At 57.9% G+C, this 15,187-nt stretch carries 12 protein-coding genes; 8 read left to right on the forward strand and 4 right to left on the reverse strand.

The features are described 5' to 3' along the window. Positions 1 to 32: 32 nt before the first annotated feature. Complete coding sequence (locus ACY4LX_RS21355; protein ID WP_463257754.1) at positions 33 to 680, reverse strand: hypothetical protein; 648 nt, start codon at positions 678 to 680, stop codon at positions 33 to 35. An 802-nt stretch (positions 681 to 1,482) separates the two neighbouring features. Here ACY4LX_RS21355 and ACY4LX_RS21360 point away from each other — a divergent pair. From ACY4LX_RS21360 to ACY4LX_RS21380, 5 genes are all read left to right on the forward strand, one after another. After that, entirely contained in the window at positions 1,483 to 2,859 is a 1,377-nt protein-coding gene (locus ACY4LX_RS21360; RefSeq protein WP_463257755.1) for a pyridoxal-phosphate dependent enzyme, read from the forward strand. Continuing rightward, positions 2,856 to 4,034, forward strand: coding sequence for a trans-sulfuration enzyme family protein (locus ACY4LX_RS21365; RefSeq protein ID WP_463257756.1), 1,179 nt, complete (start codon positions 2,856 to 2,858; stop codon positions 4,032 to 4,034). The genes ACY4LX_RS21360 and ACY4LX_RS21365 overlap by 4 nt, the downstream gene beginning before the upstream one ends. 517 nt (positions 4,035 to 4,551) lie before the next feature. Then, positions 4,552 to 5,145, forward strand: coding sequence for a hypothetical protein (locus tag ACY4LX_RS21370; RefSeq protein WP_463257757.1), 594 nt, complete (start codon positions 4,552 to 4,554; stop codon positions 5,143 to 5,145). Positions 5,146 to 5,603: 458 nt separating this feature from the next. Next, entirely contained in the window at positions 5,604 to 7,463 is a 1,860-nt protein-coding gene (locus tag ACY4LX_RS21375; RefSeq protein WP_149659754.1) for an ABC transporter ATP-binding protein, read from the forward strand. Between the two features lie 164 nt (positions 7,464 to 7,627). Then, a complete protein-coding gene (locus tag ACY4LX_RS21380; RefSeq protein ID WP_463257758.1) occupies positions 7,628 to 8,701 on the forward strand; it encodes an NAD(P)/FAD-dependent oxidoreductase in 1,074 nt (357 codons plus the stop codon). Between the two features lie 381 nt (positions 8,702 to 9,082). On the opposite strand, the gene ACY4LX_RS21385 is transcribed toward ACY4LX_RS21380, so the two are convergent. Then, positions 9,083 to 9,538, reverse strand: coding sequence for a VOC family protein (locus tag ACY4LX_RS21385; RefSeq protein ID WP_463257759.1), 456 nt, complete (start codon positions 9,536 to 9,538; stop codon positions 9,083 to 9,085). A 242-nt stretch (positions 9,539 to 9,780) separates the two neighbouring features. Between ACY4LX_RS21385 and ACY4LX_RS21390 the strand changes: the two genes are divergently transcribed. Beyond that, a complete protein-coding gene (locus ACY4LX_RS21390) occupies positions 9,781 to 10,611 on the forward strand; it encodes an alpha/beta fold hydrolase (protein ID WP_463257760.1) in 831 nt (276 codons plus the stop codon). A gap of 54 nt (positions 10,612 to 10,665) precedes the next feature. Here the strand turns inward: ACY4LX_RS21390 and ACY4LX_RS21395 are convergent, their stop codons facing one another. Both ACY4LX_RS21395 and ACY4LX_RS21400 read right to left on the reverse strand, forming a co-directional pair. Continuing rightward, positions 10,666 to 11,538 (reverse strand): hypothetical protein, encoded by an 873-nt coding sequence (locus tag ACY4LX_RS21395; protein WP_463257761.1) that lies wholly within the window; start codon positions 11,536 to 11,538, stop codon positions 10,666 to 10,668. Between the two features lie 40 nt (positions 11,539 to 11,578). Further along, on the reverse strand, positions 11,579 to 12,505 hold the full coding sequence (locus ACY4LX_RS21400; protein ID WP_463257762.1) for a Gfo/Idh/MocA family protein: 927 nt from the start codon (positions 12,503 to 12,505) through the stop codon (positions 11,579 to 11,581). 152 nt (positions 12,506 to 12,657) lie between these two features. On the opposite strand from ACY4LX_RS21400, the gene ACY4LX_RS21405 reads away from it, so the two are divergent. Further along, positions 12,658 to 13,569, forward strand: a complete 912-nt coding sequence (locus ACY4LX_RS21405; RefSeq protein ID WP_463257763.1) for a bestrophin family protein — start codon at positions 12,658 to 12,660, stop codon at positions 13,567 to 13,569. 108 nt (positions 13,570 to 13,677) lie between these two features. Next, positions 13,678 to 15,180 (forward strand): glycine betaine/L-proline transporter ProP, encoded by a 1,503-nt coding sequence (gene proP / locus ACY4LX_RS21410; protein ID WP_463257764.1) that lies wholly within the window; start codon positions 13,678 to 13,680, stop codon positions 15,178 to 15,180. Positions 15,181 to 15,187: the final 7 nt, after the last annotated feature.

Genomic DNA, 15,187 nt, shown 5'->3' on the forward strand with positions numbered 1-15,187 from the left:
AAAAGTCCTCGGGGCTTACACGCTAAACCGGTTTAGCATGCGCTCGCCACAGCACGATGTAGCGTAACGACTGAGTCGGTTTTTTTCGCTCGCCAAGTCAACACCAGCATCGTCAGGAAGCCCAGCACGATCAGCACCGGATAGGCCAGCAACAGTTCAGAAAGCGAATATTTCCAGGCCAACGGGCGCCCGACACCGAGCATCGCGGCATACATCCAGGACACCGCTGATAACGAGCCACAGAACAGCGCCAGCATCCGTGCACTGAACCCGAGATTGAGCAAGGAGCCCGCCTTTTGCAGGGCCGGCAACACCAAGCGATGCAGCAGGATGCCGTTATAACTCAACAACAGGACAATAATCACTTTGGCTTGAAGTTTTGGATTCATAAAGTAATCCATCCCCTTGTCCAGATAATCAATACCGACTATGCCGATACCGGTCAGCCACAACGCTATCAATGCCACGATGACAGACTTCTGAAGGCCTTCCATGTGAGCGTTATCATGTTCAGTGAATGTTTTTCGCTTAATTAAATCTTTGACCATTGTGATATCACTGGTCAACACCAGGCCAATTGCCACACAACACGCCACTAAATGAACATACACAACACCTAGACGTAAAAACTCCATGAATTCTTTATTTTCGAGCAGGCTCATAATTGTATTTATCGCCACGGTCAGTTCTCCACCTTATTCGATAGTACAGATCAGCTACTTAACAGGATATTTGTCCACTCAAAAAATCCTGCGCGATCTTACTTATACAAGACAAGCCAAATCATAGACTTGGCACTGCAATGCCCATTGATTCGCCTGGCAAATCAACGACCGGCATATGTGATACCTCCTGAATTGCAGATAAAAAAATCCCCATTTGCATACTCTGCACATGAGGTTCAATTTCCACTTCTTTTTCTGCGACAGCTGCAGCAGGTCATGGGGTGACGTGCTGAAGGATCAGAGGCCCATGCTCCAGAAATGTTCATTTTTCGAGCAGACTACCGACAAACGGCAGCCCCACTTAACACCGTCTTAATCGCCCACTAATCTGACAACTAACCGTCAACGCCCATGGCAACTGGCTTACTTGATTACAGAGGGGCGCGACTACTATCTATTGGATCCACTAGTTACTGTACAGCATCAAACAGGTGCAATAGCGACGAACTCTCATTTACACCTCCCACCCTTCAAAAACGTCATACTATTGAGCGTGCGATCACCCGCCATTAGACATGAACACTCAAAGACCCATTTGAATTGTTCCGCCCCCAACTTTCGCCGACTAATCCATATCAACTGAATATTGTTAACGCTATCCAGTAACTATTTATCTAATATTTCGAACCGTTATACCGAGTGACGATGCAAGGTTGCGGATGGTGCCAACCCGGCCTATGGTCCAAGCGTGATTTACCTGCAACTGGTAGACGACAAATCCCGTCGCCAGTGGCTGCCCCCCACAGGAGGTGACGACATGCCAACTAATTCCCGCCCCGCCGTTCTCGAACTGATTGGCAACACGCCGCTGGTGCGCGTCAGCCGCTTCGATACCGGCCCATGCACGCTGTTTCTCAAACTCGAATCGCAGAACCCCGGCGGTTCGATCAAGGACCGTATCGGCCTGGCGATGATCGACGCCGCCGAACGCGATGGGCGCCTCAAACCCGGTGGCACTATCGTTGAAGCCACCGCTGGCAATACCGGCCTGGGCCTGGCGCTGGTCGGGCGTGCCAAAGGCTATCGGGTGGTGCTGGTGGTGCCGGACAAGATGTCCACGGAGAAGGTCTTGCACTTGAAGGCCATGGGCGCCGAAGTACACATCACCCGCTCCGATGTCGGCAAGGGCCATCCCGAGTATTACCAGGACGTGGCCGCGCGGTTGGCCAAGGAAATTCCCGACGCGTTTTTCGCCGATCAATTCAACAACCCGGCCAACCCGCTGGCCCACGAATGCAGCACCGCGCCGGAGATCTGGGCGCAGACCCAGCATGATCTGGATGCGATTGTGGTCGGCGTGGGTTCCGCCGGCACGCTCACCGGGCTGACCCGATTCTTCAAGCGCGTACAGCCGGACCTGGAAATGGTCCTGGCCGATCCGGTCGGTTCGGTCATGGCCGAATACAGCCGTAGCGGCGTCCTTGGCAAGCCCGGGTCGTGGGCGGTGGAAGGCATTGGCGAAGACTTTATTCCGTCAATCACCGACCTCTCCAGCGTGCGCCACGCCTACTCGATCAGCGACGAAGAAAGCTTCGACCACGCCCGCCAACTGCTGCGCGCCGAAGGGATTCTCGGCGGCTCGTCCGCCGGCACCTTGCTGGCCGCGGCCCTGCGTTATTGCCGCGAACAAACCGAGCCGAAACGCGTGGTCACCTTCGTCTGCGACACCGGCACCCGCTACCTGTCGAAGGTCTACAACGACCAATGGATGAACGACCAGGGCTTGCTGCAATACAAACGCTACGGCGACCTGCGCGACCTGATCTCCCGGCGTTTCGAGGATGGCCGGGGCATCAGCGTCGGCCCGGACGACACCCTGCTCACTGCGTTCCAGCGCATGCGTTTGGCGGATGTATCGCAACTGCCGGTGCTGGTGGATGGCAAGCAGTTGGTCGGCGTGATCGACGAGTCCGATATTCTGCTCGGCATGCAGGAAGACGCTTCGCACTTTCGCTTGACCGTGGCCAGCGCGATGACCGACAAGGTACAAACCCTGTCGCCCGGCGCCAGCCTGCCTGAACTGCAAGCCGAACTTGACCGCGGACTGGTGGCGATCATCGCCGACGCCTCGGGCTTCCACGGCCTGATTACCCGCGTCGACCTTCTCAATCATTTACGGAGATCCCTTACATGAGTCAGCACGATGAAACCGGTGCGCCACGTGCCTTCGCCACGCGGGTGATCCACGCCGGCCAGGTCCCGGACCCGTCCACCGGGGCGCTGATGCCGCCGATCTACGCCAACTCCACCTACTTGCAATCGAGCCCCGGCGTGCACAAGGGCCTCGACTACGGCCGCTCGCATAACCCGACGCGCTTTGCCCTGGAACGTTGCGTCGCCGACCTCGAAGGCGGCACCCAGGCCTTCGCCTTCGCCTCCGGGCTGGCGGCGATTTCCACCGTGCTCGAACTGCTCGACGCCGGCTCGCACATCGTCTCCGGCAATGACCTGTACGGCGGCACCTTCCGCCTCTTCGACAAAGTGCGCCAACGCAGCGCCGGGCATCGCTTCAGCTACGTCGACCTGACCAGCCTGGCGAATTTCGAAGCCTCGCTGCAGGACGACACGCGCATGGTCTGGGTCGAGACGCCGAGCAATCCCCTGCTCAGCCTCACCGACCTCAGCGCCATCGCCCGCACCTGCCGCGACCGCGGCATCATCTGCGTCGCCGACAACACCTTCGCCAGCCCGTGGATACAACGTCCGCTGGAGCTGGGCTTCGACATCGTCGTGCACTCGACCACCAAATACCTCAACGGCCACTCCGACGTCATCGGCGGCATCGCCGTCGTCGGGCAAAACCCGGAACTGGCCGAACGCCTGGGCTTCCTGCAAAACTCCGTCGGCGCGATCTCCGGCCCATTCGACGCCTTCCTCACCCTGCGTGGCGTAAAAACGTTGGCCCTGCGCATGGAACGCCACTGCAGCAACGCCCTGGAACTGGCGCAATGGCTGGAAGACCAGCCGCAAGTGTCCCGCGTCTACTATCCGGGGCTGCCGTCACATCCGCAGCACGAACTGGCGCGCCGGCAAATGCGCGGGTTTGGCGGGATGATTTCGGTTGAATTGAATACCGATCTGGCCGGCGCCACACGCTTCCTTGAGAACGTAAAAATCTTCGCCCTGGCGGAGAGTTTGGGTGGCGTGGAAAGTTTGATTGAGCATCCGGCGATCATGACCCATGCGAGCATTCCGGCGGCGACGCGGGCGCAGTTGGGGATTGGGGATGGGTTGGTGCGGTTGTCGGTGGGGGTTGAGGATGTGGAGGATTTGCGGGCGGATTTGGCGCAGGCATTGGCGTTGATCTGATTGAAACCGTAGGAGCGAGGCTTGCCCGCGAAGGCGGTGTGTCTATAACGGTGATTCCGACTGACACGCCGCTTTCGCGAGCAAACTTTGCTCCTACAGGGATTGATGTCGCCCGCCCATTTTGTGAACGACGCAGACAAATGTAGGAGCGAGGCTTGCCCGCGAAGGCGGTGTGTCAGTGACGATGATGTCGACTGACACGCCGCCTTCGCGAGCAAGCTTCGCTCCTACAGGGATTGATGTTGCCCGCCAACTCTGTGAACGACGCAAACAAATGTAGGAGCGAGGCTTGCCCGCGAAGGCGGTGTCTCAGCGACGAGGATATCGACTGACGCGCCGCTTTCGCGAGCAAGCTTTGCTCCTACAGGGATTGGTGTTGGCTGCCAATTTTGTGAACGACGCAAAACAAATGTAGGAGCAAGGCTTGCCCGCGAAGGCGGTGTGTCAATGGCGAGGATGTCGACAGACCGGTTACCATGCGTTCCGAAATGGATTTTAAGAAAAGGGAGTGGCAGGAGTGAGTGTGGTAATTCCGGCGAATATTATTCAGGCGATTTATGTTCATCCTCACGAGGCGTATATCAAGCCGTTCGGTAAGGCCTGGAGGTTTATGGAAGCGAGTACAAAATGGATGTACGCCATTATTGTGTTCGGTGTCGTGTTTGCGAATGTGTTTGGAAGGCCTTCATTTTCCGATCCTGTTGCTTATTTGATACTCGGTGTGGTGGCGATTGTTGTGTTTGTGATCGTGACCATCAAACTGGTAGAAAAGTCGGAGAGCAAGGCTAAGGTCGATAATGAAAGTCCTGCCGAGGCCGGTTTTCACGTGGGCTTTGATTCGTCGGGCGTCACTGTCGAAAAGCAGATGAGTTCAGAGCATTTTTCTGGCGTGATACCTCGATCGGACATCAAAAAAATTTCCGGTTATGTTCAGGGCGGATGGCTAGGCGCGCGGGATCGCGGCGTTGTCATTGAGAGAAATGACGGCGCACAGTTTCGCTTTGTTTTGTCTATTCAGAAGTCTCGGTTGAATGATTTTCTCAGTGAGTTTGAATTGTCGCTGAAGCAGCTGAATTACCCTGTGGAGCCTCTGAGAACGTTTCAGGTGTGACTGGAGGATGTTTTATTCACGATGGTAGTGCGCGAGGCGAGTAGCCGGATAGAACCGCCGCCGAACATGTTGAGCAGCTGACTTTTCGTAAAACAAGATAAGGGGGACCGATTTATTTTCGAAGAAAAACAAGAAAATAGATCTGTCCCCTATTCACAGTGAACGACGCAAACAAATGTAGGAGCGAGGCTTGCCCGCGAAGGCGGTGTCTCAGTGACGAGGATGTCGACTGACGCGCCGCTTTCGCGAGCAAGCTTTGCTCCTACAGGGATTGATGTTGCCCGCCAGCTCTGTGAACGACGCAATACAAATGTAGGAGCAAGGCTTGCCCGCGAAGGCGATCGGTCAATGACGAGGATGTCGACTGGCACGCCGCCATCGCGCAGGCGAACCTTCCAAACCCTCAACGCCGCCGTTCAATGGCAAACTCCCCCCAACTGATCGTTTTGGAGACCGCCATGCTTCGTGTGTTTGAACGAAGGCTCGACCCCTTCCCCCCCGACGAGGTCCCCCCGCCGCCCGACGGCCTGGCCCGATTTCTGTGGGCCTGCACCCGCGGCGCTCGCGGTTACATCCTGGCGCTGGCGCTGCTCAGTGCCGGTGTGTCGATTTACGAAGCCTGGCTGTTTTCCTTCCTTGGGCAGATCGTGGACCTGCTCTCGACCTGGCAGGCCGGCGGTGAAGCGGCGGCGCAGGAAAGTTCCGTGTTGTGGGGCATGGGCATTGTCATGGTGACCAGCGTCGGGCTGGTGGCGTTGCGCACGATGGTGCAGCACCAGGTCTTGGCGATCAATTTGCCGTTGCGCCTGCGCTGGGACTTCCATCGCCTGATGCTGCGACAAAGCCTTTCGTTTTTTTCCGATGAGTTTTCCGGGCGCGTCACCACCAAAGTGATGCAGACGGCGTTGGCTGTGCGCGACGTGCTGTTCACGCTGATCGAAATCCTCCCGGGGATTGGCGTTTACTTCATCGCGATCATCGCGCTGGCCGGCGGCTTCGCGCTGAAACTGATCCTGCCCTTCGTGGCCTGGTTCGTGCTGTTCGGGCTGGCCATGTGGTATTTCGTGCCCCGCCTGGGCAAAGTCGGACAGGAACAGGCCAACGCACGCTCGATGATGACCGGGCGTATCTCGGACGCCTACACCAACATCACCACGGTGAAGCTGTTCTCCCACTCCAATCGCGAAGCGCATTTCGCGCGTGCCGCGATGGAAGACTTCAAGCAAACCGGGTTCCGGCAGATGCGCCTGGTCAGCCAGTTCGAGATCGTCAACCAGGCCTTGGTGGTGGCGCTGATCATGGCCGCCGGCGGTTATGCCCTGTGGCTGTGGCACCAGGGTGCGGTCGGCGCCGGCGCCGTGGCGGCAATCATTGCAATGGCATTGCGGATCAATGGCATGTCGAACTGGATCATGTGGCAAATGACCTCGCTGTTCGAAAGCATCGGGACCGCCCAGGATGGCATGGCGACGCTGACTCTCGGCACCCAAGTGCAGGACGCGCCGGATGCGGGCGTGCTGCAGACCACCGGCGGCGCGGTCACCTTCAACAATGTGAGTTTCAACTACAACGGCGAACGCCAAGTGCTCAATGGCCTGAACCTCAGCATCCGCCCGGGCGAAAAAATCGGCCTGGTGGGCCGTTCCGGCGCGGGTAAATCCACGCTGATCAACCTGCTGCTGCGCTTCTACGACGTCAACAGCGGGGAGATTTGCATCGACGGCCAGAACATCGCCAAAGTGACGCAAGATAGCCTGCGCGCCTCCATCGGCATGGTCACGCAGGACACCTCCCTGCTCCACCGTTCCATCCGCGACAACATCGCCTACGGCCGTCCCGACGCGACCGACGCGCAAATCCGCCGCGCCGCCGCCAATGCCCAGGCCGATGAATTCATCAGCCAACTCAGCGACCGCCAAGGTCATAGCGGCTACGACACCCTGGTGGGTGAACGCGGCATCAAACTGTCAGGCGGCCAGCGCCAACGCGTCGCGATCGCCCGAGTCATGCTCAAAAACGCCCCGATCCTGCTGCTCGACGAAGCCACCAGCGCGCTGGACTCGGAAGTCGAAGTCGCCATCCAGGAAAGCCTCGATGAAATGATGCAAGGCAAAACCGTCATCGCCATCGCCCATCGACTGTCCACGATCGCGGCCATGGACCGGCTCATCGTCATGGATGACGGACGCATTATCGAACAGGGTACGCACAGCGAATTACTGGCGAAGAATGGGGTGTATGCGCGGCTTTGGCAGCATCAGAGTGGGGGTTTTCTGGGGGAGGATAAGGGTGTGGTTGAGGTGTTGGATCAGGTTTGAGTGGGACGTTCGGGCAGCGATGGGCGTCATGATCGGCGCTGCTTGGTGAGGGGTGCTTTCGGCCAGAAGCAGACACTCAAAAAGCGTCCTGAACGATCAGGCTCTCATGTCATGAAATCATCCAGCTGTCGTACCATCGGCACATCGACAGAACGGAGGTTGATATGGGAAATGGTCAGGGCAAACGAGTGGTTGTCATTGGTGCAGGCATCGTGGGCGCGTCATTGGCGTATCACTTGGCAGGTAAAGGCGCGAATGTCACCTTGGTCGAGGCTCAAGGAATAGCTTCGGGAGTGACTGGCAGTTCATTCGCCTGGATCAATACCTCACACCCCGAACCTGACCCAATTGCGCAACTGCGCGGTTCTGCAATCAAGGAGTACGGCCGACTCGAAACGCAGCTGCCTGGTCTGAAGGTACGATGGACAGGAGCCTTGTCTTACAGCGTGATGGCAAGTGGAGAGCTGCAGATCTCAGGTAGCCAAGCTTCGGCAAATCTGGTGTCTCGATCGCAGATTCTCGACCTTGAACCAAATCTCAAGAATCCTCCTCAGTCTGCTGTGTATGTGGCTGAAGAAGGGGCGCTGGACGCAGTGGCAGCTACGCATGCGTTGATTGCAGGTGCCCAGGCGCATGGGGCGAAGATTCTCACTCAGACGCGGGTGCTCGGCTTTGTAACCCAGCGTGCAAAGGTGACCGGAGTCGAAACAACAATAGGCATCATCGATGCCGATATTGTCGTATTGGCGGCCGGGACAGGCATTACGAAGCTGGCAGACATGCTTGAAGTGTCCCTGCCAATCGAGGCCTCGCCCGCCATTTTCATCCGTTACAAGTCACAACCCAACCTCGTGCACACCCTCATCTCCAGCCCTGAAATGGAAGTGAGGCAAAGTCCGGAGGGTGCGTTGCTGGCGGCAGAAGATTACGTGGACGACTCCATGGAAAATCAGCCGGCAGCGATAGCGCTTCGAACTGCCAAGACCATCCAGAACGAACTCCATGGTGTTGTTTCTATAGATCCGGAATGGGCTTGTGTCGGACTTAGGCCCATGCCTGCCGATGGCATCCCCGTTATCGGTTATCTACCAAAAGTGGGCGGCGTCTATGTTTGTGCAATGCACCCTGGAGTGACTTTGGCGGCGGTAGTGGGACGCCTTGCCAGCGAGGAGATCATCGATGACAAGGCGTCCAGTGCCCTTTGCCCCTGCCGGCCCGATCGATTCTTCCAAGCGTAGGGATCCTCTTGGGAGGCAGCAATCGGCCCATCCGCGTCCAATTCGACTCTGGCGCTTCCCGTCAGTAACTCTGACTGGGCCGTATTTAGCACGACAGAGACAAATATTCAGGAAAGGAAAACTCGATGAATACACAGACTCAGCCCCCTGAACACTATTTATAAAGCGGATGACGACTCAACTTACTCAACAGTCGTCACGAAAGTAAGATTGGGGAAAAAGGGACAGACTTATTTACATGCCCCCTTTTTCGTGGGTAGAACGGAAAAATAAATCCGTCCCTTTTTCTCGGTGTATAGCATTCAGAACAGGCGAAAAGACGGATGTTGAACGTCCGCTTCTGCCAAAAGTAGCCTGTCGTGAACGGCTGCTACATTGTTTTTAGATAAAGGCAGTCTCGATAAACGCTTCCAGAGCCTTTTCTTCAAGTATCTCGATAGAAAAGTGCCCGAAGCGCTTTGGTAACCAGATGATGCGTGCGCCGGACGGGGATTGCAGATTCGCGCGAGCCAATGGTTCTCCATTTTCGTCTTGAGGCTGAACACCGACGTCTATCAATTCGTCATAGGCTTTTTCGATATCCGTTGTTGAGTAGCAGTGGCGGTAAATCATCCCTTCACCCGAAGAATCTAAAAGTTCTTTCAGATTCCCCGCTAACGGTTGCACCAGCATGAAACGCTCTTGACCGATCATTGCAATCGCGTAGTGGACGTGCAGACCACCCCGCTCCCAGACAAGCGTTTTGGAGATCCTGGCGTTTAGTATGTGTGCGTAGTAAGCACAGGCTTCCTCAAGATTCTTGACCAGTACATCTACGTGACTGAACTTCAGATCCATTGCATTGCTCCTGTCGAAACGGCACCTATCGTAAACACAACTCGGCGTATTAGGTTGTCAATGAGTGACTGCTCCTTGCCGATAGCTGCCAGTAACCAACAAACCCCACCCATCGCTTGAAAGCGTCCCTCCCCGCCCGTCTTCTACACTGACCAAGCCCGCTCGTACCCCGTCGTTCGCGACCACGAGCGCGCTACCTTTTGCACGCCCCACACCCACCAGATCACAAGGGGACACATGCCATGAACACCATCACGACCAAAGACGGAACGCGGATTTTCTACAAGGATTGGGGTCCGAAGGACGCGACGCCGATCGTGTTTCACCACGGCTGGCCCTTGAGCGCGGATGACTGGGACAACCAGATGATGTTCTTCCTGCTCAAAGGCTACCGGGTGATCGCCCACGACCGTCGCGGGCACGGGCGCTCGACGCAGACGTGGGAAGGCAATGAAATGGACACGTACGCCGCCGATGTCATCGAGTTGACCGATGCCCTCGACCTCGAGGGCGCGATCCATGTTGGCCATTCCACCGGTGGTGGTGAGGTCGCACGCTACACCGCGCGCGCCAAGCCTGGACGCGTGGCCAAGGCTGTATTGATCAGCGCGGTGCCGCCGATCATGGTCAAGTCGGAGAAGAACCCCGGCGGGCTGCCGCTGGAAGTGTTTGACGGGTTCCGCTCGGCGCTGGTCGCCAGCCGCGCGCAGTTTTATGTGGACGTGCCGGCGGGGCCGTTTTATGGCTTCAATCGGCCCGGGGCCAAGGCCTCGCAAGGCGTGATCGACAACTGGTGGCGCCAAGGCATGATGGGCGGCGCCAAAGCGCATTACGACTGCATCAAGGCGTTTTCCGAGACTGACTTCACCGAAGATTTGAAGGCGATTGAAGTGCCGACGCTGGTCATGCATGGCGAGGATGATCAGATTGTGCCCTTTGCCGACTCGGCGCCGCTGTCGGCCAAACTGTTGAAGCATGCAACGCTCAAGACTTACCCGGGCTTCCCGCATGGTATGCCGACGACGAATGCGGATCAGATCAATGCGGATTTGTTGGCGTTTATTCGCGGTTGAAAGTGAGATAAGGGAACAGATTTATTTCCGAAAAAAATAGATCTGTCCCTTTATTCAAGCCTCGTTCAGTAAGGCTTCAAGCGCACTTTCCAAATCCGATAACCCAACTGTTTTTCCGCCCCCCCAACGCGCAACGCGCCCATCACAATCGACCACGACGCGTACGCCCTGCCCCATCCGGTCTCCAGGGAATTTACGTAGTGTGAGTTCTACGGTCGTCGGGGTGAGCCAAGTGGATTGATCCGCTGACCAACAAGCGTCCGAGAATTGAAAAATGCAGAGGCCCTGCCGGGTATCGATGATGCGCGGCGAATAGACCCACAGCGAATTGCGTGCCTCCCAAGGCGTCACCCGAACACAATAGTGACCGTCCGGTGAGCTGGATTGAATTTCGCTTTCGTCCACTGGCTGTGCGGGGCTACGCGAGGTGACGTACAGGTCGAACGCCCCGACTTGAGCCGTCATCAGAGCGGCATCCTTGTAGGAGTGAACGTGGTTTCGATAGGCCACGAACGCCTCTGACTGCGCACCGTCAGCGAACAGCGAAGCGAGCGCCGCGCTTTGCATCAGCCAGTAAATGTCCGGCGAAAGCTCTTGGGCTTTGGAGCTGCTGAGGTCAATCGCTTTTCCCAGCAGGTCCCTGGCCAAACGCTGTCCGGCCTCGCGCAACGCGGCGTTGGCCACGGGCGCATCGAGCGTCTCCACTTGCGCAATGTAGGCCCGATAGCGACTGACCAACTCGCCGGTAGACGGCCCTAATGAAGGACAGGCGGGAGGCGGAAGATCAAGGGGCTTCGGCGCTTCGAATGTCGGCATCCACGCCAGATTCCGTTCCAGGCGGGACGCTGCTTGATTGTCATCTTGCGCCTCTGAAGCGCCGGCCTCCCGATGCGAATTCCACCCAAAGTACGCCTTGATCCGTTGCATACACTTCATCACTGAGTCATCCCTGAAAATACCACCTCCGCTAGTCGTAAAACGCCTCAACCAACGCCCGACTCCCCACAAAAAAACTATCCGCCACCAGCCGCAACGGCTGAAGATCCAGATCACTGGCCTTATCGCCAATCAACTGCTGAAAATGCCGATACACGGCCGCGTATTCGCCCTCCTCCGAGACCGCCTGGCGCACGCCGTCAATGCTCAGCAAGGCGCCGCCGTTGTCCAGGCGCAGGACGCCTTCGGTGCAGCGAATTTCGATGCTCCAGAGTTCGTCGTGACCGTGGTCGAAATCGAACTCGGCGTGCACGTCGAGGTGGCGCGCGTCGGACATTTTGATCGACGCGGCAATCGGCGACTGGCAGTTGCTGGGGACGCGCAGTTCGGCCGATTCGACAAACAGCGGCAGCGCCAGCAGGTGGGTGGCGATCGACAAGGCGTTGATGCCGGGATCGAACACGCCCAGGCCGCCGGGTTGCCAGATCCAGGCCTGGCCGGGGTGCCATTTGCGCACGTCTTCCTTCCAGTCGATCTGCACGCTTTGCAAGGTGCGGCTAGCCAGCCAGTCACGGGCGGCCTGGATGCCGGGGGCGTAGCGGGAATGCCAGGCGAACAAGCCGCTGACGCCCTGCTCCGCGACCTGATCCACCAACGCCATCGCCTCGCCCAAGGTGGCGCACGGCGGTTTTTCGACCAGCACGTGTTTGCCCGCGGCCAGTGCTTGTTGCACCAGAGCGAAGCGGCCTTGTGGCGGTGTGCAAAACGCAATTGCATCGACGGGCGGGCCGTTTTCCAGCAACTCGCCCAGGGACTTGAAGTTTTCGACCCCGGCGCAGGGCTGCCCTTGGGTGGCGACGGACACCAACTGGAACGCGGGGTTGGCGTGGATAGCGGGGACGTGTTGATCCTGGGCAATCTTGCCGTAGCCCACCAGACCGAGACGGATCGGTTGCATCAATGACTCCTGATTATTTTTCTTGTCGGGGTATGCGAGCGGGCAAGATTACACCTCTCATGACCATTGATCGCCCCCCTACCGAACCTTTACCCGACAACCACCGTCCGAGTTAGAGCATTAATGCCCCCCACTCGCCGCGAGGTCGCCGCTTGAAAGCCGCCGTCATCAAAAAATACCGCCTGATCATCAAGACCATGGGCTATGTGGGCTGGGCCCTGTTCTGGTTACTGCTCTGGGATATTGCCGTCACCGTGGACTTCATGCTGTTTCTGGAAAACAAGATCACCCTGCCGCTGATGCCGCTGACATTGCTCGGCTCGGCGTTGGTGGTGCTGATCAGTTTTCGCAACAGCAGTGCCTACAATCGCTGGTGGGAGGCGCGCACGTTGTGGGGGGCAATGGTCAATAACTCCCGCAGCTTTGCGCGGCAAGTCCTGACGCTGGTGGATGACCCGGATAACGAAGTCAACCCGATGAAATCAACCCTGCTGCGCCGTCACGTGGCGTACGTGAATTGCCTGGCGGCGCATCTGCGGGGCCAGCCATGCCCGCCCGAATTACAGGCGTTTATTCCCGCCGGGGAGTTCGCGCGCAGCGGTTCTACCAATAACTTCGCCAACGATATCCTCAACGGTTCCGCGGCGCTGTTGGCCCAGGAATACAAGGCCGGGCATCTGGACAGCATTCGCCTGTCGCGGCTGGAGACGACCCTGGTCGATCTGTCCAACAGCCAGGGCGGCATGGAGCGGATTGCGAATACGCCGCTGCCCTACCCTTACGTGTATTTTCCACGGCTGTTTATTTCGCTGTTCTGCCTGATTGTGCCGGTGGGGCTGGTCGAGTCCCTGGGCTGGTACACCCCGCTGGCCTCGACGGTGGTGGGCTTCATGCTGCTGGCCATCGAACGCATTGGCACCGATCTGCAAAGCCCGTTCCGTGACAGCGAGCACCAGATCCAGATGGAAGCCTTGTGCGAAACCATCGAGAAAAACCTGCACTCCATGCAGCGCGATTCCCTGGGCGGCGAACGCCTCCACTACCCCAGCCCGGCGGTGATTTAACAAAAATGCGGCGAGTGGTGAATTATTTCGTGTCCTGATGTATCTGAACCAAGAGCACGTGCCATTAGAACAGTGGCATCGACAGCCATCAGGGACAGAGTCATTCGTATGAAATCAAGCAAGAAAACCGTCAATCCGATCGGACTGGACGACATCATCATTGTCGACGACGCCAAGATGCGCAAAGCGATTACCGCCGCCGCACTGGGCAATGCCATGGAATGGTTCGACTTCGGCGTTTACGGCTTCGTCGCCTATGTGCTGGGCAAGGTGTTCTTCCCCGGCGCCTCGCCCAGCGTGCAGATGATCGCCGCACTGGCGACCTTCTCGGTACCGTTCCTGATCCGTCCTTTGGGTGGCCTGTTCTTCGGCGCCTTGGGCGACAAATATGGCCGGCAGAAAGTCCTGGCCGCCACCATCGTCATCATGTCCTTGAGCACCTTCGCCATCGGGCTGATTCCGTCCTATGACACGATTGGTATCTGGGCGCCGATCCTGCTGTTGCTGGCGAAGATGGCCCAAGGTTTCTCGGTGGGCGGCGAATACACCGGCGCCTCGATCTTCGTCGCCGAGTATGCCCCGGACCGCAAACGCGGCTTCCTCGGCAGTTGGCTGGACTTCGGCTCCATCGCCGGGTTTGTCCTGGGTGCCGGCCTGGTGGTGTTGATTTCCGCCGTGATCGGCGAGCAGCAGTTCGAATCGTGGGGCTGGCGCCTGCCGTTCTTCCTCGCCCTGCCCCTGGGCATGATCGGCCTCTACTTGCGTAACGCACTCGAAGAGACCCCGGCCTTCCAGCAACACGTGGAAAAACTCGAACAGGGCGACCGCGAAGGCCTGGCGCGCGGCCCGAAAGTGTCGTTCAGAGAAGTCGCGACCAAGCACTGGCGCAGCCTGATGACCTGCATCGGCGTGGTGGCCGTGACCAACGTCACTTACTACATGCTGCTCACCTACATGCCGAGCTACCTCGCGCACAACCTGCACTACAGCGAAAACCATGGGGTGCTGATCATCATCGCGATCATGGTCGGCATGTTGTTCGTGCAGCCCCTGATCGGCTTCTTGAGCGACAAGATTGGCCGCCGCCCCTTCATCCTCTTCGGCAGCATCGCGCTGTTCTGCCTCGCTATTCCGGCCTTCATGCTGATCAACAGCGGCAAGCTGGGGCTGATTTTCTCGGGGCTGTTGATCATTGCCGTGGTGCTCAACTTCTTCATCGGCGTGATGGCCTCGACCCTGCCGGCGATGTTCCCCACGCACATCCGCTACAGCGCCCTGGCCAGTGCGTTCAACGTGTCGGTGCTGATCGCGGGCCTGACCCCGACTTTGGTGGCCTGGCTGGTGGAGAGCACCAACAACCTGTACATGCCGGCGTACTACCTGATGGTGATCGCCATCGTGGGCCTGGTGACCGGTTTCACCATGAAAGAAACCGCCAACATGCCCTTGCGCGGCGCGGCCCCGGCGGCGTCGGATCTTGCGGAAGCGAAGGAACTGCTGCAGGAGCACGAAGACAATATCGAGCAGAAAATCGAAGACATCGACGCCGAGATCGCCGCGCTGGAGGCCAAGCGCAAGAATCTGGTGCAACAGCATCCGCGCATCGACTGACTAAGTG

The organism is Pseudomonas sp. Emmai (assembly GCF_055179735.1).

What these genes read in the sequence shown, in the direction of transcription:
- ACY4LX_RS21360 (WP_463257755.1), top strand. Translation starts at nt 1,483, where the DNA reads ATGCCAACTAATTCCCGCCCCGCCGTTCTCGAACTGATTGGCAACACG.
- ACY4LX_RS21365 (WP_463257756.1), top strand. Translation starts at nt 2,856, where the DNA reads ATGAGTCAGCACGATGAAACCGGTGCGCCACGTGCCTTCGCCACGCGG.
- ACY4LX_RS21375 (WP_149659754.1), top strand. Translation starts at nt 5,604, where the DNA reads ATGCTTCGTGTGTTTGAACGAAGGCTCGACCCCTTCCCCCCCGACGAG.
- ACY4LX_RS21380 (WP_463257758.1), top strand. Translation starts at nt 7,628, where the DNA reads ATGGGAAATGGTCAGGGCAAACGAGTGGTTGTCATTGGTGCAGGCATC.
- ACY4LX_RS21385 (WP_463257759.1), bottom strand. Translation starts at nt 9,538, where the DNA reads ATGGATCTGAAGTTCAGTCACGTAGATGTACTGGTCAAGAATCTTGAG.
- ACY4LX_RS21390 (WP_463257760.1), top strand. Translation starts at nt 9,781, where the DNA reads ATGAACACCATCACGACCAAAGACGGAACGCGGATTTTCTACAAGGAT.
- ACY4LX_RS21395 (WP_463257761.1), bottom strand. Translation starts at nt 11,538, where the DNA reads ATGCAACGGATCAAGGCGTACTTTGGGTGGAATTCGCATCGGGAGGCC.
- ACY4LX_RS21400 (WP_463257762.1), bottom strand. Translation starts at nt 12,505, where the DNA reads ATGCAACCGATCCGTCTCGGTCTGGTGGGCTACGGCAAGATTGCCCAG.
- proP (WP_463257764.1), top strand. Translation starts at nt 13,678, where the DNA reads ATGAAATCAAGCAAGAAAACCGTCAATCCGATCGGACTGGACGACATC.